This is a genomic window from Cytobacillus sp. T106, assembly GCF_040492155.1.
Classification (GTDB): domain Bacteria; phylum Bacillota; class Bacilli; order Bacillales; family Cytobacillaceae; genus Bacillus_AB; species Bacillus_AB infantis.
In genome coordinates this window covers 15998-41117 of the sequence record NZ_JBEUMK010000022.1, presented here as the reverse complement: position 1 = coordinate 41117, position 25120 = coordinate 15998, and the positions used below count along the sequence as shown (strand labels likewise).

Genomic DNA, 25120 nt, shown 5'->3' with positions numbered 1-25120 from the left:
GAAAGGAATGGTATACTGCTTATAAGCCGGTTATAATTCCGGGATGAAATTCGCAAACCGCTAAAAAAGGAGAATACTCATGCTAAAAGAAAATCTTGCTTCATACATAGAAAAAGAACAAAAAGAGAAAGGGACTGCCCTGATTTTTGAAAAAGAAAAAGAATATCTCGGAATGACAGACTCTGATTCAGCTGATGGATTCACAATCGGCAATGAGGGAGACCGCTTCCGGGAGGCTTATTTGGAAAGAGGCGATAAGGAAACAGAAGAAATCCTTGCTGAAGAATCGCCAGATTTTCTGGAAAAGCCCATTTCCTATTTCCGTGAGCATAAACGCGAGTTTGTATACATGGAGTCCAAATGGTTTGATGTCATTGGCGCAGATGCTGTCTCTCTTGAAGTGGATGATGTGTTCGGCAACTACGATATTATGCTTGGATTAAAACTGCAGAAGAAGTATCAGAAATACCTCAAAGACAGCCTGGATAAAGGGCTTGAAGGCAGCGGGGACGCTTATGATCTGATGTTTGATTCAGGTGAAGGCATCTGGAATTTAAATTTTTCCCTCGATGCTCTTCCTGGTTTTCATGGCGGATTGTCAGTCGGGGAAGCATACAGTCTAGTATATGGATTCCTATTTAATCTTGCTGAGGGTGCACAAAGTCAGCAAGGATAAAGTTCTTGACATTTAATTAAAGGATTGCCATAATATTAAGAATATTATTAATGGTTATTTATTGGAAAAGTAAGCAAGGGAGGGTGCAAATGATATGGTGCGATACCGCATTCACATCATTTGCTTCTTTTTCACCCATTCCCTTCAGCACTTCAAAGCATAATAGCAGAAAAGGAGTTTTCAAAAATGACAGATTGCCAGATCAGCGTAACTTTAAGGAACGAAAAAAAGGTCAAGCCGGAAGCAGCGGCACTGGAATTCGGCAGAAATTTCACTGACCATATGTTCGTGATGGACTATAAGGAAGGGTTCGGCTGGCATGATCCCCGCATCATTCCCTACCAGCCGCTCACATTGGATCCGGCAGCCATGATTTTTCATTATGGCCAGAGCGTCTTTGAAGGGCTTAAAGCATACCGGACAAAAGATCAGGAAATCCTTTTATTCAGGCCGGAAAAAAATCTGGAGAGACTGAACAGATCCAACACCAGGCTTTGCATACCGCACATTGACGAGGACCTGGCGCTTGAAGCCCTCAAAAAACTGCTGATGATCGAAGAAGAGTGGGTTCCTTCTGCTGAAGGCACTTCCCTCTATATAAGGCCTTTTGTCATTTCCACAGAACCATATTTGGGAGTGGCTCCTTCTGCAAGCTATAAGTTCATCATCATCCTTTCCCCTGTCGGTGCCTATTACAAGGAAGGGATCAATCCCGTCAGAATCGCGGTAGAACGGGAATTCGTCAGGGCCGTCCCAGGCGGCACCGGCAATGCCAAGACAGGAGGCAACTATGCCGGAAGCCTGAAAGCCCAGCAGGGTGCCGGCAAAGGCGGATATGCCCAGGTATTATGGCTGGATGGAAAAGAAAAAAAGTATATTGAAGAAGTTGGGAGCATGAATGTCTTTTTCAAAGTGAATGGAGAAATCATCACGCCGGCTTTGAATGGAAGCATTCTTGAAGGGGTTACCAGGAATTCGATCATTGCCCTGCTTGAAGAATGGGGGCACCAAGTTACGGAAAAAAGGATTTCCATCGAGGAGCTGGCACAGGCTTACCGGAATGGGGAGCTCGAAGAAGCTTTTGGCACAGGGACTGCAGCAGTCATTTCCCCGATCGGCGAATTTCTATGGCAGGATGAAAAGCTTGTCATCAACAATGGAGAAACCGGGGAGCTGAGCCGGAAGCTGTATGATACACTGACTGGCATCCAATATGGCAGAGTTGCGGATCCTTTCGGGTGGACGGTGAAGGTGGAGAAGCCGGCAGCAGCGAAAGTGTAAGACTGAATACTGGAAGATGCTTAAATAAGCCCGGCAAATGCCGGGCTATTTATATTGCTGGCATTTCCTGATTACGTCAATCCGCTTCCGCTTTCCTTTTACCCAGCTTTTTCTCTCTTAGTTCAGTATAATGGATAGAGACGCTATTCTAGTTTCGGAGTGATTTCTTATGAATATTGTATGGTTCAGGAAAGACTTAAGGATTCATGACCATCGGCCGCTTGCAGAGGCATGTGCTTCAGCGGAGGAGGTTATCCCTTTATATATAGCAGAACCGCTTTCAGGCCGGAAGGAAGTCTCAAGACGCCATATCCAATTTGCCGCAGAGGGGCTTGAGCAGCTGGATGAGGGCCTAAGGGGTCTTGGAGGAAGATTATTTGCTGCTCAAGGCACCATCATCGATATACTCGAAGAGCTACTGAAAAGATACGGTGATTTCTCCCTTTTTTTCCACCTGGAATACGATACGGATACTGACAGACTGGCTGCGGAGTGGATGGGGTCTAAAGGACTGCCTTTCTATCCTTTCCATCCTCCAGGCCAGCTGGAAAAACCAAAGAGCAAGAGCAGGTTCAGAAAGCTTTGGCAGGAGTCAATGCTTGAGGAGCTGACAGATCCTCCGGCTGCGGTCAGAGTTCCGGAAAAGGTGCCGGATTTTCTTAATCTTTCTGTTCAGAAGGCATTAGGCATGAAAGTTAAAGGAGAGGCCATCAGGTTTGGACAAAATGGCGGGGAAAAAAGGGGAATAGAAACACTGGAATTTTTCATAGGGGAACAGCTCGCCAACTATGAAAAAAACTATCAAAAACCGCTCGCTTCTTCTTTCTCTTCCAGCAGGCTTTCCCCGTACCTGGCATACGGTAATATTTCACCAAGGCTCGCCTACCATGAAGCCGCAAAGAAGGCGGAAAACTGTACAGAAACTGAGAAGCAGCAGCTAAGCCTTTTTCAATCAAAGCTGCTTGAGCGGAGTGAGGCATTGCAGTGGCAGGAAAAAGAAACACAAGCAAATGCAGCCGATAGTAATTCCGCCAGAGCGCATGATGCAGAGCTTCTTGAAAAATGGCGGACAGGAAATACCGGAATTCCTTCGGTTGATGCGAGTATGCGCTGCCTGCGCAAAACCGGCTGGCTCAATTACAGCAGCAGAAGGATGCTGGCAGGCTTTGCCTGTAATATACTTCTATTAGATTGGGAGAAGGCTGCACTGGAGCTCGCCCTTTTGTTCCTTGACCACGAGCCTGCTGTTCACATGAAAGAGATGGGCATTCTTGCCGGTAAAAGCGGCTCAAAAACCGTCAAAATCATCGATCCGGTCAAATGGGGAAAAGAGCTTGATACTGATGGAAGCTTTATCCGCCGGTATGTTCCGGAGCTGAAGGATGTGGATGCGGCATATATACACGAACCCTGGCTGTACCCTGGTTTTTTTCAGCTTGGATACCCAGCTCCCATTTGTGATGTACGGAAAGCAATTAAGCAAGCAAAAAGGCAAATAGCGGACCAGAAGAAAGATCAGAAACCTAAAGACATACTTAAAAGTAAAAAAGCAGCTCTTGAAAGTGAAGAACAGCTTACCTGGGATTTCGATTAAAGCTGAAAACCGGAAAAGGCTCAGGGGGAAAATCTGAAAATATGCTTTTAGCCGCGAAATGTTTTATAATAGGTAAAGGGCAGGATGTTCATCCGCTGAAGTCCCTCGGTTGAAGAAGATGTTTTTCCAGCTGATCCTCCCCGTGAGTGATCAGCTTTTCTATATGATAGCAGTAAAGATAAGCTTAGAATGCAACAGCAGGAAAGGCGGAATAAAAATTGTTCCAGGATGTAGGAATTGAGAAACTTTTAGAACTGAAGGATAAACGAAAGCTTGTACTGGTAGATGTAAGGTCTCCTTCTGAGTATAAGGACAGCACGATACCGGGAAGCATCAATATACCTTTGTTCAATGATGAAGAGCGGGCTGAAATCGGCACAATTTACAAACAGGTGAGTGTTGAAGCTGCCAAAGAACGCGGTCTGGAAATCGTTTCGGCCAAGCTTCCGGATTTTATCAGGGAATTTAATGCCGTTGAAGGCGACAAAGCCGTATTCTGCTGGAGAGGCGGGATGAGGAGCAGAACCTCTGCCACCCTCCTTGATCTGATGGGCATACGCACATACCGGCTAGAAGGCGGTGTCAGAGCGCATCGCAGATGGGTTGTCGAAACGCTTGAAGGACTCAAGCTTAAGCCCAAAGCATTCGTCTTGAACGGCTATACAGGTTCAGGGAAAACGGCCATTCTAGAGAAGCTGGCAGAAAAGGACTATAGTGTGATCGATCTCGAGGGACTTGCCAGGCACCGCGGTTCCATCTTTGGCCATATCGGCCTTGAACCGAGCAATCAGAAAATGTTCGATAGCAGGCTGCTGAGGAAGGTGCTCGAGGTGCAGGATTCTCCTTTTGTCTTTTTTGAAGCTGAGAGCAAAAGGGTCGGGAAGGTGGTGCTCCCTGAATCCATCATTGAAAAGAAGGAACAGGGGATCCAGCTGTTCATTGAGATGCCGATGGAAGAAAGAGTCCGCCATATCCTGGAGGATTACAAGCCATGGGATCATCCTGAAGCATGCTTTAATGCGTTCAGCCATATTAAAAACAGGATCCACACACCGATTGCTGCCGAAATAGAACAGAATCTCATTGATGAAGAGTATGGGTCAGCGGTTGCGCTGCTCCTTAAATATTATTATGATCCCCGTTATACGCATACAGCTAAAATGTATCCGGAAGACAGGATCGTGACTATTCAAGCCGCAAATATCGAGGATGCTGCCCAAAAGATAGAAGAGTACGTACTATCACAATCTCCGGTTGCGCAATAATTCTTGTATAAATAGGGCTGCATGCTGTCATGCAGCCCTATTTATTTTTGCTTTTAATGGTAAAATTAACCTAATGAGATGATAAGGTGGGGGTATGATTGGCTTTTTACAAACTTTTGGGCTTATCTGATACAAACATAGACAGGCAAATTAAAATACGGGAAGCGGTCAGGGCAATCATTATACAAGATGATCTGATCCTTCTTCTGCAGACAATTACAGGAGGCTATAAATTTCCCGGAGGAGGGGTAGAGGAAGGAGAAACCTGCACGGAAGCACTGATCAGGGAAGTTGCAGAGGAAACAGGCTACACAAGCTGCAGGGTTAAAGAAAAGGCTGGGGAAGTCGTTGAAAGGCGTATCGACGAATATGATGACCGCTTCATATTTCAAATGAATTCACATTTTTATATCTGTGAATTAAATGATTTCGCTTTGGCAGCGCAGCAGCTGGATACATATGAAGCAGAGCTGGGATTCATACCCAAATGGGTGGCCATTGATGAAGCAATAGAAGAAAATAAGAAAGCCATCGGGAAAATAAAAAATCATACTTGGCTAAAAAGGGAAAATTTTGTACTCGAAGAGCTTAAAGTTATGCTAATCAACCACTAAAAGCAAAAAGCACCCGGAGGGTTATGCTCCGGGCGCTTTCCTTTTGTTCTTTCCTGGCTGGAGGGAGGCAAAGCTATATCCTTTGAGTTTGATCTCTTTTAATAACTCAGGCAGGATATCAGCAGTCTGCTTTAGTTCATGCAGGAGGATAATGGCTCCATCTTCCAGATGATCAGTTACATTGCAAATGATTTTTTCCGGGTTTCCTTTAAGCTCCCAATCAAGGGATGCAATTCGCCACATTACAGGGGTCAATTCGAGTTCATTGGCCGCCTTAAGGGTAGCTTCATTATACTGGCCAAAAGGCGGACGGAAGAATACAGGCGCCTTTCCGGTAACCCGGCGGATCTTCTCTTTGCTGGTTTCCAGGTCCTTATATTGATCCTCACAGGAGAGAGCAGCCATATTTTTGTGGCGGGATGAATGAGTTCCAATGATATGCCCTTCATCGAGCACTCTTTCCCATGGCCTTTCAGGATACAGAAGCCGTGTCTGCCAGAAAAAAGCGGCATATGCATTTTCCGCTGCCAGGCTGTCCAAAATGGAATGCAAATGCCTGCCAGGTCCGTCATCAAAGGTTAAAACCACTGACGGCTTTTCACCGGGCTGTAATTTTGATAACACTTCATTATCTGCTGAGTCGTACACGACTCTTGTCTCATCAACCACTCAAGGACTTTTTGTCATAAGTATTCTCCTTCCCCGGATCAGACCGGAATGAATTCAGCCCCATAGGTCTGTTTATACAATTCATCTGTGAATTCATCTGGTTTCCCGTCAAAGATGAGGCTGCCATCTTTTAAGGCAAGAATGCGTGTTGCATAGCGCTTTGCGAGGGAAACATCGTGAACATTAATGATGGTCAGAAGGCCATGCTCTCTGTGAAGGGACTGAAGAAGCGAGAAAATCCTCTCTGATGTCCCGGGATCAAGGCTTGCCACAGGTTCATCACCAAGAAACACTTTGGGAGACTGGAGCAGGGCCCTTGCTATGCCGACGCGCTGCTTCTGTCCGCCGCTCAAATGTTCAACTTTCCTTCCGGCAAACTCACTCAGGCCGACATCTTCCATCACACTGCGGGCAAGTCCAATTTCTTTTCTGGAAAAAGCGCCTATCAGATTTTTGAAAGTGTTTCTGTAGCCAAACATTCCTGTCAGGACATTTTGCATGACTGTCAGACGGGGGATGAGATTATAATGCTGAAAGATCATGCCCATTTCCCTCCGTACAAGCCGTTCTTCCTCGGCAGATTTGCCGGATACCGGCTTGCCCTGAAAGTATACTTCCCCAGCAGAAGGCTTCTGGAGCCCATTCATGCAGCGGATCAGTGTAGACTTCCCGGCACCGCTTTTTCCAAGTACACATATGAATTCGCCTTGGTTCAGTTCAAGGTTTATGTTATGCAGGGCAGGGGAGTCAGCCTTCGGATAACGTACGGTAACATTCTCCAGCTTGATCATAAGCCCAGCCTCCTTTTAAATCACTTTATTTCTGACAAAGCTTCCAAACAAATCGACGATTACGACTATGACCATAATAATCAGCACATCGAGAGAAACGGCAGAATAATGGAAGGTCTTGAAATCATTGAACAATCTCTGTCCTATTCCGCCTCCGCCGATAAAACCAAGAATCAGAGAGGTACGGATCGCTACCTCGAACCGGTAGAAAAACTGGGACAGCACATTTGGCCAAATTTGCGGCAGGATGCTGAACAGGGAGGCAAACCAGCTTTTGGCGCCGACTGCCCGCATGGCTTCCTGCGGTCCGCGCTCTGAGGACTCTATCAGTTCTGATATCAGCTTTCCAAGCACACCGGCATTATGGAACAAAATGGCCAGTACAGCAGGAAAAGGCCCAAGGCCCAAGGCCGTAAGAAGGATCAGCCCAAATACGATCTCCGGCACTGAGCGGACGAAACTGAGGCCTAGCCTTGTCACATGATAGACTGCTTTCGATGGGGAAGTGTTCCTTGCAGCCAGGAAACTGAGCGGCAATGCCGCCAGCAGGCCGAGGAAGCTCCCCAGAAATGCCATCGCCAATGTTTCCATGCTGTCCTGGAGCATCCGGGGCAGGAGCGAGAAATCCATTGGAAACCACTGCGATAAAAAGTCGATCATATTCCGGAAATCACGGAATTTAGTCAGATCAAACTCTGTAAGACGGGCACTGGCGTATACAGCCAGTGCCAGCAGAAGAACAGTAAAAATACTACGCTGTTTAAACCACACAATAATCAGCTCTATTCGTTAATGATTCCCTGTTTGACAGCTGCTTCCCTGATGCTTTCATACTGTTCATTGGAAGCCTCGGTAAAACCTGTTGCGCCAAACGCATCAAGCACTTCTTTATCATCGATCGCCAGGAATGTTTCCTGAAGCTTTTCTATTGTTTCTTTATCTGTATCTTGATGAACTGCCCAAGGATACTGGAAAAGTTTCTCGGATTCCCAGATTGTCTTGAACTGCTCTCCATCAATTTTTCCTGAATCTACAAGCTGATTGTAGATGGCGCTGTCAATCGCACCGGCATCCACCTGCTTGTTTTGGACAGCCAGGGCTGTAGCATCATGGGAACCTGTGAATCTGACTGATTTGAACTTATTGTCATCCTCGGATGTATAAACACCCTGATCCTGCAGTTCAATGGAAGGGATAAGGGAGCCGGACGTTGAATTGATATCGCCAAAAGCAAAATCAATTTCTCCTGCTGCTGCTACCAGGTCTTCCATGTTATTGTACGGGCTGTCTTTATGTGTGACGATATATGAATGGTAGAAAGGCTCTCCATCTATCAGCTGGGTGATGATTGCTTCAGCGCCGCTTTTTTCGTGTGCAACCACATATGTAAGCGGTCCAAAATAGGCCATATCGATTTTATCGTAGTTCATCGCTTCAACTACGCCATTATAATCAGGATAAACCTCAACATCCACTTTCCTGTCCAGCTCTTTTTCAAGGATCGACTGAAGCTTGTCCATGGCCGTTTCCATTGCACCTTCCGTTTGTACCGGTATGACGCCGATTGTGAAAGCTTCTTCATTATTATTGCTGTTTTCTTTTTGTTCTGTGCCTTCCTCTGAACCGCAAGCGGCAAGGATCATGATCAGCGTAAAGGCAGCTGCAGTCATTAGCCATTTTTTCATCAATAAAACACCTCATTAATATAATTGGGGGGATGGGCAGAGAGGCAGCATAAGCTTTAAGCCAATCTGCCTGACATCCCATACCCCTTAAAAAAGGACTCTAATCGAGTCCTTTTACAATACTTTAATCTTCCCGGGAGATTGATCTGTTACTTCGCCGATGATAGCAGAAGTGACATTTCTTTCTTCAAGGGCCTTTTGCAGTGCTTCAGCTTCCGCCTCAGGCACAGAAATCAGCAGCCCGCCTGAAGTGATGGCATCACACAGGATCAGCTGGGTTGTTTCATCAATATCAGGATTGTACTCAATCCGCCCTGACAGCCATTTGTGGTTCTTCCTTGAACCGCCAGGAATGATATTCTGTTCTGCGAGCTCACGTGTCCTTGGAAGGACCGGTACACTACCGCTGTTGATGATAACTCCGGCTCCGCTGCCTTCAGCAAGCTCGATCGCATGGCCGAGGAGGCCAAAGCCAGTCACATCGGTACAGGCATTCACCTGGAAGCTTTCCATTGCTTCTGCGGCATCTTTATTAAGTGCAGCCATTACGTTCATGACAAGATCGATATCTTCCTTCTCGAGCAGGTCCCGCTTGATCGCTGTCGTAAGGATGCCGACACCGATCGGCTTTGTCAAAATCAAACGGTCGCCAGGCTTAGCGCCGGCATTGGCCCTGATTTTATCCGGATGCACAACACCTGTGACTGAGAGTCCGAATTTGGGCTCCTGGTCATCGATCGAGTGTCCTCCGACAAGGGCGGCCCCTGATTCCATGACTTTGTCTGATGCTCCTGCCAGGATGTCAGCAAGGATGCTCTTATCAAGAGTGCTGATAGGGAATCCGACGATATTCATAACTGTGATCGGTTTTCCGCCCATTGCATAGACATCGCTTAATGAGTTTGCAGCCGCAATCTGGCCGAACATATAAGGGTCATCCACAATCGGTGTGAAAAAGTCGAGCGTCTGCACTAAAGCAACATCATCGCTTATTTTATATACTCCTGCATCATCGGAAGTATCAAGCCCGACAAGCAAATTTGGATCAGGTACAGCTTTGGGCAAATGACGCAGAACCTGCGCCAGGTCCTCAGGACCAATTTTGCATCCTCAGCCCCCTTTTGTTGATAGCGAAGTCAATTTGATGATTTCTTCTCTGGACATGAATTCCTCTCCTTTCATTAAACAAGGGCTGTCCCAAACAAGCTGTTCAGGAAGGGGCAAGCACCCTGCTGTATATCCTCAGCATACTTTCGGCCTCAGATACATTAGAGTGGTGTTCTGCTATGTAATTTTCAGCAGCAGCTCCAAGTTTTTTTCTTATCTCGTAATTATTGATCAAGCGCTCAGCATAAGCAAGAAATTCGACTTCATTCTGATAAACAAATCCGGTGGTTCCGTGCTTTACAAGACTTATGTTTCCTTCATTGGCTGAAACTAATACAGGCAATCCGCAATCCATCGCTTCTATGATGGCTGCCGGCTGTCCCTCGGAAATAGAAGTGTTCAGGAGGGCATCTGCACATTCGTAAAGACTTCCCATTTTACTGTGGGGAATCTGGCCGATATAGTCGATCCAATCTTCCTGTTCCGCCAGCTTTTTCACGTATGATCCTTCTTCTTCTTCAATGACAGGACCTGAAATCACTAAACGGATATGGGGATACCTGTCATGCAGTTTTTTTAGGGATGCGATTGCGAACGGGATATTCTTGATTTTCCTGATCCCGGCTGGAAGCAGGAAAACAAATGTATTTTGCTCTTTCTTAAAAACAGGCTCCATCATTTCAAACTGACTTCTTCCTTGTGGAATCACATAGACCTTTGCTTCAGCATCGGGAACTTCGCTAATGAGAAGCTGCTTTGCCTGTTCATTGAAGACTGTAATGGCTTTTGCTTCCTGAAGCGTCCTGATTATATCCTGCCGCCTTTCATGATGAAAAAGATCCTGATTCAGGTCGGTTCCTGTCATTGTGATCACATAGTTATCTATCGGCATACCAAGCTCTTTCTTGTAAAGGAAAAAGCGGTAAGCATGAAAACCATGGACGATATCTCCCTGTGGAAGGGGGGATGCGGGTCTTTCTGTTGAAGAAACAATTTTTGCATCTGCTCCAAGCCTGCGGAGGCCGTCAGATATTCTTTTAACGGTAATTGTATTTCCACGTTCCTGATGGAAATTGGGAGAAGCCAAAATAATCTTCATCATGTCACTCCTTTTATGCCGATTCTCTGCTGCAAAAACTGACAGCCGCCTGCCGCTAAAGCATACACAATCAGTAGTATATACATACCCTCAAAATTATACCGGAATACCTCTTGAAATCAAGAGAAATGCACAGTTATCCAAGGGATAGTTGACAGAGCAAAAGGTTATATGATATTAAAAAATTAGCACTCAGCTTCAAAGAGTGCTAATGTAACTTCAACATATTCAGGGAGGGAGAAATAAAATGGTAAAGCAGCAATTCAAAGCAGAATCAAAAAGACTGCTGGAGATGATGATCCATTCCATCTATTCCAAAAAAGAAGTATTTTTAAGAGAGCTGATCTCAAACAGCAGCGATGCCATTGACAAGCTGTATTACAAAGCACTGACAGATGATTCAATCAGCTTCAACAAAGAAAACTATTACATAAAAATTACCCCTGACAAAGAAAGCCGCACTCTTGTCATTAAAGATACCGGGATCGGGATGACAAAGGAAGAACTTGAGGATAACCTGGGCGTTATCGCCAAGAGCGGCTCATTGAATTTCAAAACCAATACTGAGCTAAAAGACGGCTATGATATCATCGGCCAATTCGGGGTCGGCTTTTATGCAGCCTTCATGGCTGCAGACTCCGTTACTGTCATCAGCAGGGCCCATGGAAGCACAGAAGCATACAAATGGGAGTCAGAGGGAGCAGAAGGCTTCTCAATCGAGCCTGCCGTCAAGGAAGAAACAGGAACAGAGATCATCTTGAAAATTAAAGAAAATACAGAAGAAGAGAATTATGATGAATTTCTTGAAGAGTATTCACTAAAGAGCATCATCAAAAAGTATTCCGATTTTATCCGCTATCCTATCCTGATGGATGTGCCAGGCAGGCGGCCTAAGGAAGGCTCAGATGGTGAATTTGAGGATTACACGGAAGAACAGACCATCAACAGTATGGTGCCGATCTGGAGAAAAAATAAAAGTGAGCTGACGGAAGAAGACTATGAAAAGTTTTATGCAGAAAAGCATTTTGGTTTTGATAAGCCGCTGAAGTCCATTCATATCAATGTTGACGGTACCATCCGCTATAATGCGGTGCTCTTTATTCCAGAGAAAATTCCGTTCGATTATTATTCCAAAGAATACGAAAAGGGGCTTGAGCTGTATTCAAATGGCGTTCTGATTATGAACAAGTGTGCCGAGCTGCTTCCTGATTATTTCAGCTTTGTGAAAGGAATTGTTGATTCAGAGGATCTGTCCCTGAATATCTCGCGCGAAATCCTCCAGCAGGACCGCCAGCTGAAGCTTATTGCAAAGAATCTCGGGAAAAAGATTAAAAGCGAACTGCAGTCTATGCTGAAGAATGATCGGGAGAAATACGAAGCATTTTACGAGTCTTTCGGCAGGCAGCTGAAATACGGGGTATACAGCGATTTCGGCAGCAACAAGGATATGCTCCAGGATCTGCTGATGTTCCATTCTTCAAAAGAAAACAAGCTGGTCACACTGGATGAATATATTTCTAGAATGCCTGAGGACCAGAAGTATATTTATTATGCTGCCGGGGAATCCATCAGCCGGATTGAAAAGCTCCCGCAGACAGAGCTTGTCGCCGACAAAGGTTATGAAATATTGTACTTTACCGAAGATATCGATGAATTTGCCATCAAGATGCTGTTGAACTACAAAGAGAAGGAATTCAAGTCTGTATCCAGCTCAGATTTGGGGATTGAAGCTGAGGAAAATGATAAAAGCGAAGAAAAAGCCTATCAGGAAATGTTCACAAGCATGAAGGATCTGCTGGCAGGGAAGGTAAAGGAAGTCCGTGCTTCCAGGAGACTGAAAAGCCATCCTGTCTGCCTGGCAGCAGAAGGGGATCTGACCATTGAAATGGAAAAGATTCTGAACAGCATGCCTGACAGCCAAAATGTACAAGCTGAGAAAATTCTGGAAATCAATCCCAATCATGAGGTTTTTGCTTCACTGCAGAATGCGTTTGCAAATGACAAAGAGAAGCTGGCACTATACACCAATCTATTATACAACCAGGCTTTGCTGATTGAAGGATTGCCGATCAGCGATCCTGTGGAGTTTACGAATGATATATGCAAGGTTATGAATTGACCTTTGATCCTGCATAATAATGAGAAAGACGAACTTTCATAGACCATGAAAGTTCGTCTTTTTTGTTATTTTTTCAGAATTCTGCTATTACGCCTATCCACAAAGCAAACCGATTTCATAAGCTGTTACATCAGGCAAGGAGGTGAAAATAATGAAAGAAAACTATTTGCGATGGTCTGAGCATCCTTATGCTGGAGAAAGAAAACCGCCATCAGAAGGTGTTACGCCATATGCCGGTTCCTGGCCGCTGATCTTTTTAAAAAGGGACAGTGACGGCCATTTTCTTGATCCCAATTACAAAAAAATCGTTTTACCAATTAAAGATCCTCACTATATCGATTTTCATCGTGAATTAAAAATCGTTCAGCGGACATTGAACAACCTGACACCTCAGCAAAAGAAGATCGGCATTTATTATGGTACAGGTGTTCCGACAAAGCAATGGACACCAGTCATTGACAAGCTGATCGATACGTATGGTGTCGGTCCAACCCAAGCGGCAAGGATTCTTGCTGTTGTTCAAGGTGCTATAAATGACAGTATGGTGGTTACCTGGCATTTAAAATACCTTTGGGATGCAGCAAGGCCCAATCAATATGACCAGACACTTGAAACATTGCTGTGCACCCCGAGGTTCCCTGCCTATCCTTCAGGGCATGCAGTCATGTCAGGCTGTGCAGAAGTCATGCTGACCTATTTTTTCCCTAAAGAAGCAGGAAAGATTAAAAGGATCTCAAAAGAAGACGCCATTAGCCGGCTATATGCAGGAGTCCACTTCCCTTCGGATAATGATGAAGGGCTGAGGCTTGGAAGACATATTGGAAAAGTGATTGTCAGCCACCTGAAACGCCAGTCAGACGAGCGGGGGCAAATTCTGGATTTATCTGACAGCAAGTACCGGAACGCAAACATCCTTTCAGAGGATTACCAGCAGGCTATCCCGTTTGACTTTAATGAAAGATGCCTGTCGCTTACAAGGGATGCTGATGTTGTAGTTAAAAAGAATACTGAAGCTGCTAAACCATACTTGAAATTTTAAAAACTAATTACGCCCGACCAAAAGCTGGATTTTAGTCCAGCTTTTCATTTTGAAAATCATTTACCGCATTAAAAAGTCAATCCCGGCTTGTGGTTTGCTTCAATTGGAATAAAAGCAGATTGAGAAACACTGAATAATCCGGAGGCAGTTAATTTAATTTCCGGGATAACAGGAAGAGCCAGGAAGGATAATGCCAAAAAAGGGTTAACATCTTTATTTGCACCTAGATGTTTCAGGGCGTTATTGACGTCTGCCAGCATAGACGCTGCTTCTTCATAAGACTGATCGGACATAAGTCCCGAAACAGGCAGCTTCAGCGAGGCAAGCATTTCGCCTTCCTTAATGACAGCAAGGCCGCCCTGCATATCCTCCAGAGCCCTTAGAGCAGCTAACATATCTTTATCATTTGTGCCTGCAATGATGTGGTTGTGTGAATCATGGGCTACCGTAGAGGCAATCGCTCCGGATTGAAGGCCGAGCCCTTTAACAATTCCCAATCCGATATGCCCAGCTGCACGGTGGCGTTCAATGACGGCCAGGTTCAAAAGATCCCTTGATGTGGAGGGAAGAAAGCTGTTTTGGCTGTCCAGATCAATTTCCTCAATTATATGCCTGGTAACCAGGCTTCCAGGGATAATCTCTATGACGTTGGCTTTATTTCCTGTCATTCTGATTTTTAAATCTTCCTGGCGGGTAATGCTTATTTTAACCGTATTTTTGAGCATAGCAGCAGGAGGCACGCCTCTAAAACAGCCTTTTGGCAAAAGTTTACCAGCGGAAACGACTTCAACGCCTTCTTTAAATACCCGCTCAATGATCAGCTCTTCAAGCGATTCAAGGAAAACCATATCAGCTTTATACCCAGGGGCCAGCGCTCCCTGATCCTTCAAACCAAAACACTCTGCTGCATTCAGGGTCGCCATTTGAATGGCAGTTATAGGAGGGAGGCCTGACTTCACTGCCAGCCTGATATGGTGGTCAATGCTTCCTTCCTCAAGCAGGTCATCCAAATGCTTGTCATCTGTGACAAACAGACATCTGCGGCTGTTCTGCTGATTGACTGCAGGCAGCAGTTTCTCAAGATCCTTTGCTGCAGTTCCTTCGCGGATCATCAAATACATCCCTTTACGCAATCTTTCCTTTGCTTCTTCAGCGGTTATTGCTTCATGATCGGTGCGGATGCCCGCAGCACTATACACATTTAACCCGGATGCGCCTAAGCCTGCAGCATGGCCATCGATTTTTTTCCCGGCAGATTCTGCTGCAATGATTTTCTCGATCATGTCAGTATGTGCATTCAATACAGCAGGGTAGTTCATGACTTCTCCAAGCCCAAGAACTCTGGGATGGCTAAAGAATGGCTTTAGATCAAGAGAATCCAGCCTTGCACCGGCATATTCAAAATCAGCAGCAGGAACTGAGGAAGGCAGCATAAAATAAAAATCAAAAGGCAGTCCTTCAGAAGCATCCAGCATGTACTGCAGACCGGAAATGCCTGATACATTCGCAATTTCATGCGGGTCTGCCACAGCAGCAGTCACACCATGAGTCAGCAGCACCCTGGCAAATTCCCCGGGGGTCAGAAGGGAGGATTCAATATGGACATGGCCGTCAATGAATCCAGGAGAAATATAGCTTCCTTTTGCATCGGCAATCTTATGGCCCTCATACTCGCCAATGCCCGCGATATACCCGTCTGCAATGGCAATATCCCCATAAATGACCTCACCGTTAAAAACATCTATGATCTTTCCATTTTTAATGACCAAGTCAGCTGGCTCTCTGCCGGCAGCCACTGCAATCCGGCGTATCAATCGTTCTTTTATCATTTTTATCCTCCTAAAAAGGAAGTACTTTATATCTCAATAATCAATCTTAGAAAAAGACTTCTCCCACAATTTAAACGGCATTAAAGCTTCATCCATTTTAACCTGCCGCATTTCTATGCTGCGCTGTTCAAGCGGGAGGGAGAGCTGCTCATAAATAAACTGATCATCAAATCCTGCAGCGGCTGCATCTTCTTTTGTACAGGCAAAATATACTGCTTTTGGGCGAGCCCAGTAGATAGCGCCAAAGCACATTGGGCATGGCTCACAGCTGGTATAGATTTCACAGCCGCTCAGCTGGAAATCCTGAAGATGCAGGCAGGCAGCACGGATCGCCTGTATTTCTGCATGTGCTGTAGGATCATTAAGCGAAGTGACCCGGTTTGTGCCTGTGCCGATCACCGTACCATCCTTCACAACAACCGCTCCAAAAGGACCTCCCAGATGGGCAGCAGCATTCTCCAAAGCAGCCTCTACTGCATTTTCCATAAAATAAAGGTTCGTCAACAGAATCACTCCAATTTAAGGTATTTTATATATTATTGGAGTGATAGGGATAAAAAAGCATTCGGTTTGGGAGGAAATCTGACAGGAAATTTATATAAAGGGCTTAAAAAATGGAAGAAAGATGACAAAGTGAACAATTTTACTGACATAGAACATATGTTCTTTTCGCTAAAAACAGCACATGCTATAATGATTGATATAGAGTTTCTTATCAGGAAGGTGAATGAATATGTGGAAAAAGGTTGACGGAAAACTGATTCAAAGAACAGATGAATCAAGGGTAAAATTCAGGACTAATATCAGCAAAGCGTTGATTGAAAACCTGAATGAACTGGCTTATGAACATGATACCCATGTGAATTATTTACTCGAAACAGGACTCGAAAAAGTCCTTGAGCAGGATTATATTGATTTCAATAAGAAAAATCGGCCTAAAGACAGAATCCAGTACAAAACTACATATGACAGCAGCCTGATTGAACAGGTAAAAACCTTCGCCAAGAAACATGATGTTTTTATCAATGATGTGATTGAGTACAGCGCAGGATACATTGATATAAAGTCAGCAAAAGACAGCGGTTATAAGCACAGGATAGAGTAGGCAGCTTAAGCTGTCCTGTTTGTTAAAACTACGCCCCGAACATAATATATATTATAGGAAGTCATATAAACGAACGAATATCAGGTCTCAATAGTTAAGTATACTTAAGATAGTGAGACGAAATAGAAATTTTACAGGAAATTGACTCTAAATGTGTTTTTGGCCAAATTGCAGTGATTAATATTTTTTTAAATCTCTTGCTTATTAATTTATGAATTCCAGATTCACTCTGATTTAATCTAATATATTATTCAATCTCAATCTTTCTGCTGCTGGCTTCCAGCATACTTACAATCTCACAGATGGGCTTCTGGATGCTTACAGCAGCTTTTATTGATATGTTATATATTTATTCCTCATTATTGGTTTCTCTTGATTTATGAACTTATTTAGCTGGTTCTTTTTAAAGCAACGCTTCTCGGAAAACTCAATTAGTTTACATAATATTTTTATATTCCACTCAATCCCATGCTCTGCCTCCGTATATGCAAAACAAGCCCCGGTCAATGCCTGGAGCTTGTTCCCGTGTCATTTTTCAGATAACCGGCTGCTGTAAACTATTTAAATACTGCCTTGGCGTTCCATAGTAAATGATCTTGCTGAACTGCGGAAATACGGACTCAAACTGCACATAAATTGGTGAATCCAGCAGCCATGGATAGCTTGTGAAAAAGCTCCTGTCTCCGTAAATGATTGCTTTCAGCGCTAAATCCATTTCCCGCTGGAATATCATATACCGCATCTTCGAAGTTTTTTCGTCAAACTCTCCCCCGCTCACATATACTGCTGCCTTAAGAACATATTGCCCCATCTGCGGCAGCCACTCAGCCAGAACTTCATCCCTGAATTTTTTATTTACGCTGCTGTAATCATAAACGCAACCGATGCTAAGAAACAGTTCACCAGTCTGATCTGAATGTGTAAGTGTATATTTCCTAGCATCGACAGGCTTCTGCTCTGTTGCCGGAGCCAGATACCTGACACTTAGTTTCTGAGGATTAAATTGACTCATAGCAAGCTGCTCTCCCTTCGGAAAGAAGTTATTCTTGCTATAACATATGAAGTTAGTCTCACAAGGGTGACAAAAGCCTATCTCTTTTTATGCCCCCTGCCTGTCTCATACAGCTTGGTTTCAAGCAATTTCCAGCTGCCATTTTCATATATCCATGAGGATTCAGCAAATGCTATCGAATCAGCGTGATACGCCCCGCTGATTTGCTGCACACCCTTTAAGCCATGCTTACCATTATCAAGCATGATTGGGATAAGTGTCCCAAAAGGATCGACCATCAGTTCTGCCGGCTCATTCAATTTGCCGTTATGGTAGAGTCCCAGGAGTTCATAGTCGTCTTTTCTCTCTGTTAAATCAAAAGTATAAGATTGGCCTGTCGCAGGAATGGTAATTGAGGCTTTATAGCCATCCTTGAATTCACTCTCGATAGCCAAAGGTTCAGGAACAGTCAAATCCTCGAGCTTGAAGTCTTTTAACGTATACAAATAGTAGTTGGAGAGCCCGCCGCTGCCCCCAGTAGGAACTGTTGCGAACAGATCCTTTACTCCGTCATGGTTCAAATCGCTGAACTTTACAGAAGGTTCATATCCGCCTTCTAAATCAATCCGGTATGTCTGGCCATTTGAAGCCTCAATGATCACATAGACTTCCTTTAAAAAAGCAGCCCCTTCTTCATATGGAATTCCTTTTATATAAATAGTATCTTTTTCTCCATCCCCGGTTATATCTTCCTTCTTCTTCTCGACCGTTTCTGCCTTGTCAGCCTGTTCAACTGCATAAGCACCTGTTATAGCTGAAACTGACATGAAGAAAAACGCAGCGAATGCGAACAATAGTTCCCTTCTCATAAAAACCGCCCTTTCCGAACAATTTTATTCGTATTATGTCCAGATTTGGGAAATCTATGTACCCGTTCAAAGACGATTTTTTTATGCTTTTTAATTGAGGCTGTTGATCTGTACTCCAGGCACTTCGCTTCCATGTGGCGTCGCTATTTACCCTAACGGATTTGATTCAGCTTTATCAAACGTAGAGGCAAAGATTATTCCTCAATACGGCAAAATCCTTCTCTGCCTATAAAAAAATGGCCTCCCTGCTCAGGGAAGCCATTTTCATTAGTTCAGTTTTTTCTTCTTTAAAGCCTGCTCTTTCGTTTCCCAGTATTCTATGTTCTTTAATCCCGGGATGCTGTCAGAATAGAAGACAGGATCTTTTCCTTCCCTGCGCTGAGTTTTGTAGTCCTTCAGTGCAGCAAATGCTATTTTGCCAAGCATGGTGATGGCAATCAGGTTGATGATGGCCATGATGCCCATGAACAGGTCGGCAAGTCCCCATACAACTTCAAGATCGACTGCTGCACCGAAAATGACCATTCCGATCACAGCCAGGCGGTAGACAAAGAGAGCAGTCTTGCTTTCTTTAATGAATTCAATATTCGTTTCACCATAATAATAGTTGCCGATAACAGAGCTGAATGCGAACAATAGGATCGCGATTGCCACAAAATAGCTTGCCCATGAGCCTATATGCGTTGCCAGGGCTGATTGTGTAAGCTCAATCCCAGTCAGGTTCGTTCCTGTATAATCGCCTGACAAAAGGATGATAAAAGCAGTTGCTGAACAAATCAGGATTGTATCCACGAATACCCCAAGAGTCTGGATAAGACCCTGTTTTGCCGGATGGGTAACAGCTGCTGTGGCAGCAGCATTCGGCGCGCTCCCCATACCCGCTTCATTGGAGAAGAGCCCCCGCTTGATGCCCATCATGACGGCAGCACCCATGGCACCCCCGGCTGCTTCCCTGAAGCCGAATGCACTTTCAATGATCAAACCGAACATAGCCGGTATTTCAGTAACATTCATCATCAGGATCACAATCGCAAGAATCAGGTAGAGTACAGCCATGACCGGTACAAGCACTTGTGATACATGGGCAATCCGTTTGACCCCTCCAAAGATGATGACAGCCGTAAACACTGCCAGCACGATGCCGATCCACAATCTGCTGATCCCGAAGGACTGATTAAATGCAAGCGAGATGGTATTGGACTGAACAGAGTTGAATACCAGTCCAAAACAGAAGGTGATGATAACCGCGAACAATATACCCATCCAGCGCTTGTTTAAGCCTTTTTCCATATAGTAGGCCGGACCTCCGCGGAATCCGTCTTTATCTTTTACTTTATAAATCTGGGCAAGCGTGCTCTCTACAAAGCTGGAAGCCGCTCCAAGAAAGGCGATAAGCCACATCCAGAATACCGCACCCGGGCCTCCCCCTGCAATGGCTGTAGCGACGCCGGCCATATTGCCCGTGCCAATGCGTGAAGCAGCACTTATGCTGAAAGCCTGGAATGAAGAGATTCCCCTCTTGCCTTCTGCAGAAACCATCGACTTATCGCCGAGAATCCTGAACATTTCCTTGAAGTATCTCAGCTGCACAAATTTAGTCTTGAAGCTGAAATACAATCCCAGCAGAATCAAACCTGCTATCAAAATATATGTCCATACAAAATCATTTACCAGGCCAACATATTCCTGGAACTCGTTCACAAAAGTCTCCATTCGTTTCCCCCTTGGCTGTCTGTCAGAAAATTGTTATCTTAAAATAGTAACTCCCTTAAATCTATCAGAAGTTTTGCTGGCGGACAAGATGAAAATGCTTTCATGTCCTTGCTGACAGAATAATTTATGTAAACGTAATATCTATACCCTTATAGTAAAATAACAAAACAGGTCTTCTTACCTGCTTTTATCTTTTTTCTAAGCAAAAAGCCCCTGTCTGTTTAACAGGGGCTTTTCATCAATCATCCGTTAGTATCAGCTGCTTCTTGCCACATCTTTTTCGCTTTTCCGCTGTCAGATTCGTCAAGAATGAATGATCCGTTCGAATAGCGGTCATTAAAGCGGAGGTCAGAGGCTGACACTTGCTCGATAACGCCTTTTTCTGATTCAATAAAAATCTTGTCATGATTTTTTGCCAGCACCATTCCGACAACTCTGTGAGGGTTTGCTTTTAGTTCCCGCAGCATCACTAGTCCTCGTTTGGCACGGGAAGTTCTTTCAAACTCAGCAAGCTTCATCTTTTTGATGGCACCGCGCTGGGTTGCAATGACAACAGCTTCCTCTTTGACATTGCTGACAAGCTTTCCGCTTACCACATAATCGCCGTCCTTCAGATTGATTCCCTTCACACCGGCGGCACGCGCCCCTACGACGCTGACTTCCTCTTCAGGGAACCAAAGTGCATATCCCATAGAAGTTGCAAGCATTAGATCCTGCTTGCCGTCAGTAAGGAAAACATCAGTCACGACATCATCATTTTTAAGATTAACGGCTACAAGCGGCTTTGAATATCGCTGTGCTTTATAATTTTTCAGCTCCGATTTCTTCACCATGCCATTCTTCGTGATAAACATCAAATAGGCTTCGGCCTCAAAATCTTTAACCGGAATAGCCCCGATGATGGATTCAGTCCGGTCAATCGGCACCAGATTGGCAACATGCTGCCCAAGATCTTTCCAGCGTATATCCGGAAGTTCATGGACAGGCAGATACATATAGCTTCCTTTGTCCGTAAAGACAAGAAGGACATCTGTAGTGTTCATATCAAGTTTTGACATAAGCCTGTCAGAATCCTTCATGCCGAAATCCTGTCCGTTTGATGCGGCAAAGGATCGCTGGCTTGTCCTTTTGACATAGCCTTCGTTTGTAACGGTAACGATGACATCTTCACTTGCGATAAGCACTTCGAGATTGATTTTAATCTCTTCGATTTCAGCTTCGATTACAGAACGCCGCGCGTCCGCAAATCTTTTCTTCACATCTTTGAGATCCTTTTTAATCACGCTCAGAAGCTTTTTCTCGCTCTGAAGGATGCTAAGCAGCTCTGCTACCTTTTGGGCAAGCTCTTCCGCTTCCGCCCGCAGTGCAGTAATGTCTGTATTCGTCAACCGGTACAGCTGAAGGGATACAATCGCTTCAGCCTGAGGCTCTGTGAAACCGAACTGGCTGATCAGGTTATCCTTTGCATCGCGTTTATCCTTTGAAGCACGGATAGCGGCGATGACTTCATCAAGAATCGACAGTGCCTTCATAAGGCCTTCCACGATATGCTGGCGGTCCTGTGCCTTTTTCAGCTCGTACTGGGACCTCCGCGTAACCACTTCTTTCTGATGCCCGATATAAGCATCAAGCATTTCCCGCAGCCCGAGCAGCTTTGGATGGCGGTTTGAAATCGCGACCATATTGAAGTTGTATGGAATTTGAAGATCCGTATTTTTATAAAGATAGTTTAAGACACCTGCAGCGTCTGCATCCTTCTTAAGCTCAATAACGATCCTCAAGCCTGTCCGGTCGGTTTCATCCCTGACTTCGCTGATGCCTTCCACTTTCCTGTCCATTTTAAGCTCATCAATCTTCTTGACCAGATTTGCTTTGTTAACTTCGAACGGAATTTCTGTGATGACTATCTGCTGCCTGCCGCCGCGGATGTCTTCAACCTCTGATTTGCCGCGGATGATGATTTTGCCTTTCCCGGTCTCATAGGCCTTCTTGATGCCTTCAGCACCCTGGATGGTTCCCCCGGTCGGGAAATCAGGCCCTTTGATAACCTCCATAAGCTCATCAACTGTACAATCCGGTTTGTCCATGCGCATGATGACGCCGTCAATAATTTCCCCTAGATGATGCGGGGGGATTTCCGTTGCATAACCAGCTGAAATTCCGGTCGATCCATTGACCAGCAGGTTCGGGAACATGGCTGGAAGTACAGTCGGTTCACTGGAAGTATCATCAAAGTTGGGGATGAAGTCGACTGTATGCTTTTCAATATCCCGCAGAAGCTCTGATGAAATTGCCGACAGCCTTGCTTCTGTATAACGCATGGCTGCTGGTGGGTCTCCGTCGATGCTTCCGTTATTCCCATGCATTTCAACAAGGAAATTTCTTACCTTCCAGTCCTGGCTCATCCGCACCATAGCATCATATACTGAAGAATCTCCGTGCGGATGGTAGTTGCCGATCACATTCCCTACCGTTTTGGCAGATTTCCGGAACCCTTTTTCATTTGTATTGCCTTCTACATGCATCGCATACAGGATGCGCCGCTGTACCGGCTTCAGCCCGTCCCTGACATCCGGGAGGGCCCTGTCCTGGATAATATATTTACTATAACGCCCAAATCGGTCGCCGAGAACATCCTCGAGGGGTAGATCCCGGAATTTTTCCGCTGAACTCATAGATCAGCCGCCTCCTCTGCAACCGAGATATTTTCATTTTCAAGAATGCTGCCGTCTTCTTCAAGGCCAAAGGCAACATTTGTTTCAATCCATTTTCTTCTCGGCTCGACCTTATCTCCCATCAAGGTCGTAACCCTTCTTTCCGCTCTTGCAGCATCATCGATCCTGACCCTGATCAGCGTCCTTGATTCCGGATCCATGGTCGTTTCCCACAGCTGGTCGGCATTCATTTCGCCAAGACCTTTGTAGCGCTGGATCATATAGCCTTTGCCGATCTTTTTCATGGCACCCTGCAGCTCATCGTCGCTCCAGGCATACTCGATCTTTTCTTTTTTTCCGATCCCTTTGCTCACTTTGTACAGCGGAGGCAGGGCAATGAACACCTTGCCTGCTTCGATGAGAGGCTTCATATACCGATAGAAGAATGTAAGCAGCAGCACTTGAATATGCGCGCCGTCTGTATCGGCATCAGTCATGATTACAACTTTCTCATAGTTGACATCTTCCACATTGAAATCCGCCCCCACCCCTGCACCGATGGCATGGATGATCGTGTTGATTTCCTCGTTCTTAAAAATGTCCTGAAGCTTAGCTTTTTCAGTATTGATGACTTTACCCCTGAGCGGCAGGACCGCCTGGAAGCGTCTGTCCCGGCCTTGCTTTGCTGAACCGCCGGCAGAGTCTCCCTCTACAAGGTACAATTCATTCTTCTGGGGATTGCGGGATTGCGCCGGCGTCAGCTTTCCGGAAAGGACCGCTTCCGAGCGCTTCCTTTTCTTGCCGCCGCGCGCTTCTTCTCTTGCCTTGCGCGCCGCTTCTCTTGCCTGATAGGCTTTGATGGCTTTTTTTATGAGCAGAGAGCTGATATTAGGGTTCTCTTCAAGGAAATAGGACAGATGCTCACTCACGACAGCATCAACGGCAGAACGGGCTTCACTGGTGCCCAGCTTCCCTTTTGTCTGTCCTTCAAACTGAAGGAGCTCTTCCGGAACCCTTACAGAAATGATTGCAGAAAAGCCTTCCCTGATATCAGAGCCGTCAAGATTTTTATCTTTTTCCTTCAGCAGTCCAACTTTGCGTGCGTACTCATTGAAGACCCTGGTCATTGCTGTTTTGCTTCCGGCTTCGTGTGTTCCGCCGTCCTTTGTACGGACATTATTGACAAAGGAAAGGACATTCTCAGAATATCCGTCATTAAATTGGAAAGCAAAATCGACTTCGATCTGATTATGCTCTCCTTCAAAGCTGACAACAGGATGCAGAACGTCTTTTTCCTCGTTCAGATATTCAACAAAAGCTTCGATGCCTGTTTCGAAATGGAACAGGTCACGGGCATCGTGCCTTTCATCAATCAGTTCAATTTTCATGCCTTTCATCAGGAATGCGGACTCCCGGAGGCGTTCGCAAAGAGTCTCGTAGTTATAGACAGTTGTCGAAAAAATCGCTGGATCAGGCTTAAAATGGATCACTGTTCCCGACTGATTCGTTTTTCCGACCTTCTCGAGCGTAGTCGCGGGCTTGCCGCCATTTTCGAACCGCTGCTCATATACGAACCCATTCCTGCGGATTTTGACGACGAGCCATTCTGAGAGCGCGTTCACGACTGAGGCGCCGACGCCGTGGAGCCCGCCGCTCGTCTTATATCCTCCCTGGCCGAACTTGCCTCCTGCATGGAGCACAGTCAAAATGATTTCAGGTGTAGGTTTGCCGAGCTTATGCATACCTGTTGGCATGCCCCGGCCTTTATCCTGCACGCTGATGGAGTTATCTTTATGTATTTTGACGATAATGTGGTCTCCATAGCCTGCAAGTGCTTCATCCACTGAGTTATCTACTATTTCATATACGAGATGGTGCAAACCTCTCGCATCGGTGCTTCCAATGTACATCCCAGGGCGTTTTCTAACTGCTTCCAGCCCTTCTAGTACCTGTATGGCATCATCATTATAATCAAATGCCTGCTGATTTGTTGCCACAAACATACCCCTTTCATTGCTGC

The 25120-nt window shown here is 45.3% G+C and carries 21 protein-coding genes; 8 read left to right on the top strand and 13 right to left on the bottom strand.

Going from position 1 to position 25120, the window contains the following annotated elements:
- Window positions 1-79 precede the first annotated feature (79 nt).
- The 5 genes from ABU165_RS23355 to ABU165_RS23335 all read left to right on the top strand — a co-directional run bounded on the left by ABU165_RS23355 (window position 80) and on the right by ABU165_RS23335 (window position 5430).
- Entirely contained in the window at window positions 80-676 is a 597-nt protein-coding gene (locus tag ABU165_RS23355) for a hypothetical protein (RefSeq protein ID WP_009793888.1), read from the top strand.
- 186 nt (window positions 677-862) lie between these two features.
- Window positions 863-1957, top strand: coding sequence for a branched-chain amino acid aminotransferase (locus tag ABU165_RS23350; protein ID WP_318060553.1), 1095 nt, complete (start codon window positions 863-865; stop codon window positions 1955-1957).
- 169 nt (window positions 1958-2126) lie between these two features.
- A complete protein-coding gene (locus tag ABU165_RS23345; RefSeq protein ID WP_224951965.1) occupies window positions 2127-3551 on the top strand; it encodes an FAD-binding domain-containing protein in 1425 nt (474 codons plus the stop codon).
- A gap of 218 nt (window positions 3552-3769) precedes the next feature.
- Window positions 3770-4816, top strand: coding sequence for a tRNA 2-selenouridine(34) synthase MnmH (gene mnmH / locus ABU165_RS23340; protein ID WP_009793891.1), 1047 nt, complete (start codon window positions 3770-3772; stop codon window positions 4814-4816).
- A 98-nt stretch (window positions 4817-4914) separates the two neighbouring features.
- Window positions 4915-5430, top strand: coding sequence for an NUDIX hydrolase (locus tag ABU165_RS23335; protein ID WP_009793892.1), 516 nt, complete (start codon window positions 4915-4917; stop codon window positions 5428-5430).
- Between the two features lie 21 nt (window positions 5431-5451).
- On the opposite strand, the gene ABU165_RS23330 is transcribed toward ABU165_RS23335, so the two are convergent.
- The 6 genes from ABU165_RS23330 to ABU165_RS23305 form a co-directional block, all read right to left on the bottom strand.
- A complete protein-coding gene (locus ABU165_RS23330; protein ID WP_050767302.1) occupies window positions 5452-6054 on the bottom strand; it encodes a polysaccharide deacetylase family protein in 603 nt (200 codons plus the stop codon).
- Window positions 6055-6137: 83 nt separating this feature from the next.
- Entirely contained in the window at window positions 6138-6890 is a 753-nt protein-coding gene (phnC, locus tag ABU165_RS23325; RefSeq protein ID WP_318060554.1) for a phosphonate ABC transporter ATP-binding protein, read from the bottom strand.
- Between the two features lie 15 nt (window positions 6891-6905).
- The gene (phnE, locus tag ABU165_RS23320) at window positions 6906-7661 is read right to left on the bottom strand and encodes a phosphonate ABC transporter, permease protein PhnE (protein WP_101547728.1); all 756 of its coding nucleotides are present in this window, start codon (window positions 7659-7661) and stop codon (window positions 6906-6908) included.
- 11 nt (window positions 7662-7672) lie between these two features.
- Window positions 7673-8575, bottom strand: a complete 903-nt coding sequence (gene phnD / locus ABU165_RS23315) for a phosphate/phosphite/phosphonate ABC transporter substrate-binding protein (RefSeq protein WP_148949488.1) — start codon at window positions 8573-8575, stop codon at window positions 7673-7675.
- 114 nt (window positions 8576-8689) lie between these two features.
- Window positions 8690-9739 carry a selenide, water dikinase SelD gene (gene selD / locus ABU165_RS23310; protein ID WP_083783106.1) on the bottom strand — a complete coding sequence of 350 codons (1050 nt, stop codon included), beginning with the start codon at window positions 9737-9739 and terminating at the stop codon, window positions 8690-8692.
- A 46-nt stretch (window positions 9740-9785) separates the two neighbouring features.
- Window positions 9786-10781, bottom strand: coding sequence for a glycosyltransferase (locus ABU165_RS23305; protein ID WP_353762692.1), 996 nt, complete (start codon window positions 10779-10781; stop codon window positions 9786-9788).
- A 247-nt stretch (window positions 10782-11028) separates the two neighbouring features.
- Here ABU165_RS23305 and htpG point away from each other — a divergent pair, with 247 nt between their 5' ends.
- Together htpG and ABU165_RS23295 are read left to right on the top strand one after the other, a co-directional pair.
- On the top strand, window positions 11029-12900 hold the full coding sequence (gene htpG, locus ABU165_RS23300) for a molecular chaperone HtpG (protein ID WP_318060556.1): 1872 nt from the start codon (window positions 11029-11031) through the stop codon (window positions 12898-12900).
- A 151-nt stretch (window positions 12901-13051) separates the two neighbouring features.
- Window positions 13052-13939, top strand: a complete 888-nt coding sequence (locus ABU165_RS23295) for a vanadium-dependent haloperoxidase (RefSeq protein ID WP_318060557.1) — start codon at window positions 13052-13054, stop codon at window positions 13937-13939.
- 68 nt (window positions 13940-14007) lie between these two features.
- Here ABU165_RS23295 and ade read toward each other — a convergent pair whose 3' ends face one another.
- Window positions 14008-15768, bottom strand: a complete 1761-nt coding sequence (gene ade, locus ABU165_RS23290; RefSeq protein ID WP_318060558.1) for an adenine deaminase — start codon at window positions 15766-15768, stop codon at window positions 14008-14010.
- Window positions 15769-15801: 33 nt separating this feature from the next.
- Window positions 15802-16254 carry a nucleoside deaminase gene (locus ABU165_RS23285; RefSeq protein WP_035402596.1) on the bottom strand — a complete coding sequence of 151 codons (453 nt, stop codon included), beginning with the start codon at window positions 16252-16254 and terminating at the stop codon, window positions 15802-15804.
- Window positions 16255-16501: 247 nt separating this feature from the next.
- On the opposite strand from ABU165_RS23285, the gene ABU165_RS23280 reads away from it, so the two are divergent.
- Complete coding sequence (locus tag ABU165_RS23280) at window positions 16502-16873, top strand: rRNA methyltransferase (protein WP_336989608.1); 372 nt, start codon at window positions 16502-16504, stop codon at window positions 16871-16873.
- A gap of 535 nt (window positions 16874-17408) precedes the next feature.
- Here ABU165_RS23280 and ABU165_RS23275 read toward each other — a convergent pair.
- The 5 genes from ABU165_RS23275 to parE form a co-directional block, all read right to left on the bottom strand.
- Window positions 17409-17885, bottom strand: coding sequence for a staygreen family protein (locus ABU165_RS23275; protein ID WP_318060559.1), 477 nt, complete (start codon window positions 17883-17885; stop codon window positions 17409-17411).
- Between the two features lie 77 nt (window positions 17886-17962).
- Window positions 17963-18733, bottom strand: a complete 771-nt coding sequence (locus ABU165_RS23270) for a hypothetical protein (protein WP_318060560.1) — start codon at window positions 18731-18733, stop codon at window positions 17963-17965.
- Between the two features lie 267 nt (window positions 18734-19000).
- The gene (locus ABU165_RS23265) at window positions 19001-20446 is read right to left on the bottom strand and encodes an alanine/glycine:cation symporter family protein (RefSeq protein WP_009793910.1); all 1446 of its coding nucleotides are present in this window, start codon (window positions 20444-20446) and stop codon (window positions 19001-19003) included.
- A 242-nt stretch (window positions 20447-20688) separates the two neighbouring features.
- On the bottom strand, window positions 20689-23121 hold the full coding sequence (gene parC, locus ABU165_RS23260; protein ID WP_129612239.1) for a DNA topoisomerase IV subunit A: 2433 nt from the start codon (window positions 23119-23121) through the stop codon (window positions 20689-20691).
- Window positions 23118-25097 (bottom strand): DNA topoisomerase IV subunit B, encoded by a 1980-nt coding sequence (parE, locus tag ABU165_RS23255; RefSeq protein ID WP_022543834.1) that lies wholly within the window; start codon window positions 25095-25097, stop codon window positions 23118-23120. Before parE ends, parC begins: the two co-directional genes overlap by 4 nt.
- Window positions 25098-25120 lie beyond the last annotated feature (23 nt).

What these genes read in the sequence shown, in the direction of transcription:
- htpG (WP_318060556.1), top strand. Translation starts at nt 11,029, where the DNA reads ATGGTAAAGCAGCAATTCAAAGCAGAATCAAAAAGACTGCTGGAGATG.
- ABU165_RS23275 (WP_318060559.1), bottom strand. Translation starts at nt 17,885, where the DNA reads ATGAGTCAATTTAATCCTCAGAAACTAAGTGTCAGGTATCTGGCTCCG.
- ABU165_RS23295 (WP_318060557.1), top strand. Translation starts at nt 13,052, where the DNA reads ATGAAAGAAAACTATTTGCGATGGTCTGAGCATCCTTATGCTGGAGAA.
- ABU165_RS23280 (WP_336989608.1), top strand. Translation starts at nt 16,502, where the DNA reads ATGTGGAAAAAGGTTGACGGAAAACTGATTCAAAGAACAGATGAATCA.
- ABU165_RS23345 (WP_224951965.1), top strand. Translation starts at nt 2,127, where the DNA reads ATGAATATTGTATGGTTCAGGAAAGACTTAAGGATTCATGACCATCGG.
- ABU165_RS23350 (WP_318060553.1), top strand. Translation starts at nt 863, where the DNA reads ATGACAGATTGCCAGATCAGCGTAACTTTAAGGAACGAAAAAAAGGTC.
- phnD (WP_148949488.1), bottom strand. Translation starts at nt 8,575, where the DNA reads ATGAAAAAATGGCTAATGACTGCAGCTGCCTTTACGCTGATCATGATC.
- ABU165_RS23285 (WP_035402596.1), bottom strand. Translation starts at nt 16,254, where the DNA reads ATGGAAAATGCAGTAGAGGCTGCTTTGGAGAATGCTGCTGCCCATCTG.
- parC (WP_129612239.1), bottom strand. Translation starts at nt 23,121, where the DNA reads ATGAGTTCAGCGGAAAAATTCCGGGATCTACCCCTCGAGGATGTTCTC.
- ABU165_RS23270 (WP_318060560.1), bottom strand. Translation starts at nt 18,733, where the DNA reads ATGAGAAGGGAACTATTGTTCGCATTCGCTGCGTTTTTCTTCATGTCA.
- ade (WP_318060558.1), bottom strand. Translation starts at nt 15,768, where the DNA reads ATGATAAAAGAACGATTGATACGCCGGATTGCAGTGGCTGCCGGCAGA.
- phnC (WP_318060554.1), bottom strand. Translation starts at nt 6,890, where the DNA reads ATGATCAAGCTGGAGAATGTTACCGTACGTTATCCGAAGGCTGACTCC.
- ABU165_RS23265 (WP_009793910.1), bottom strand. Translation starts at nt 20,446, where the DNA reads ATGGAGACTTTTGTGAACGAGTTCCAGGAATATGTTGGCCTGGTAAAT.
- ABU165_RS23305 (WP_353762692.1), bottom strand. Translation starts at nt 10,781, where the DNA reads ATGAAGATTATTTTGGCTTCTCCCAATTTCCATCAGGAACGTGGAAAT.
- ABU165_RS23355 (WP_009793888.1), top strand. Translation starts at nt 80, where the DNA reads ATGCTAAAAGAAAATCTTGCTTCATACATAGAAAAAGAACAAAAAGAG.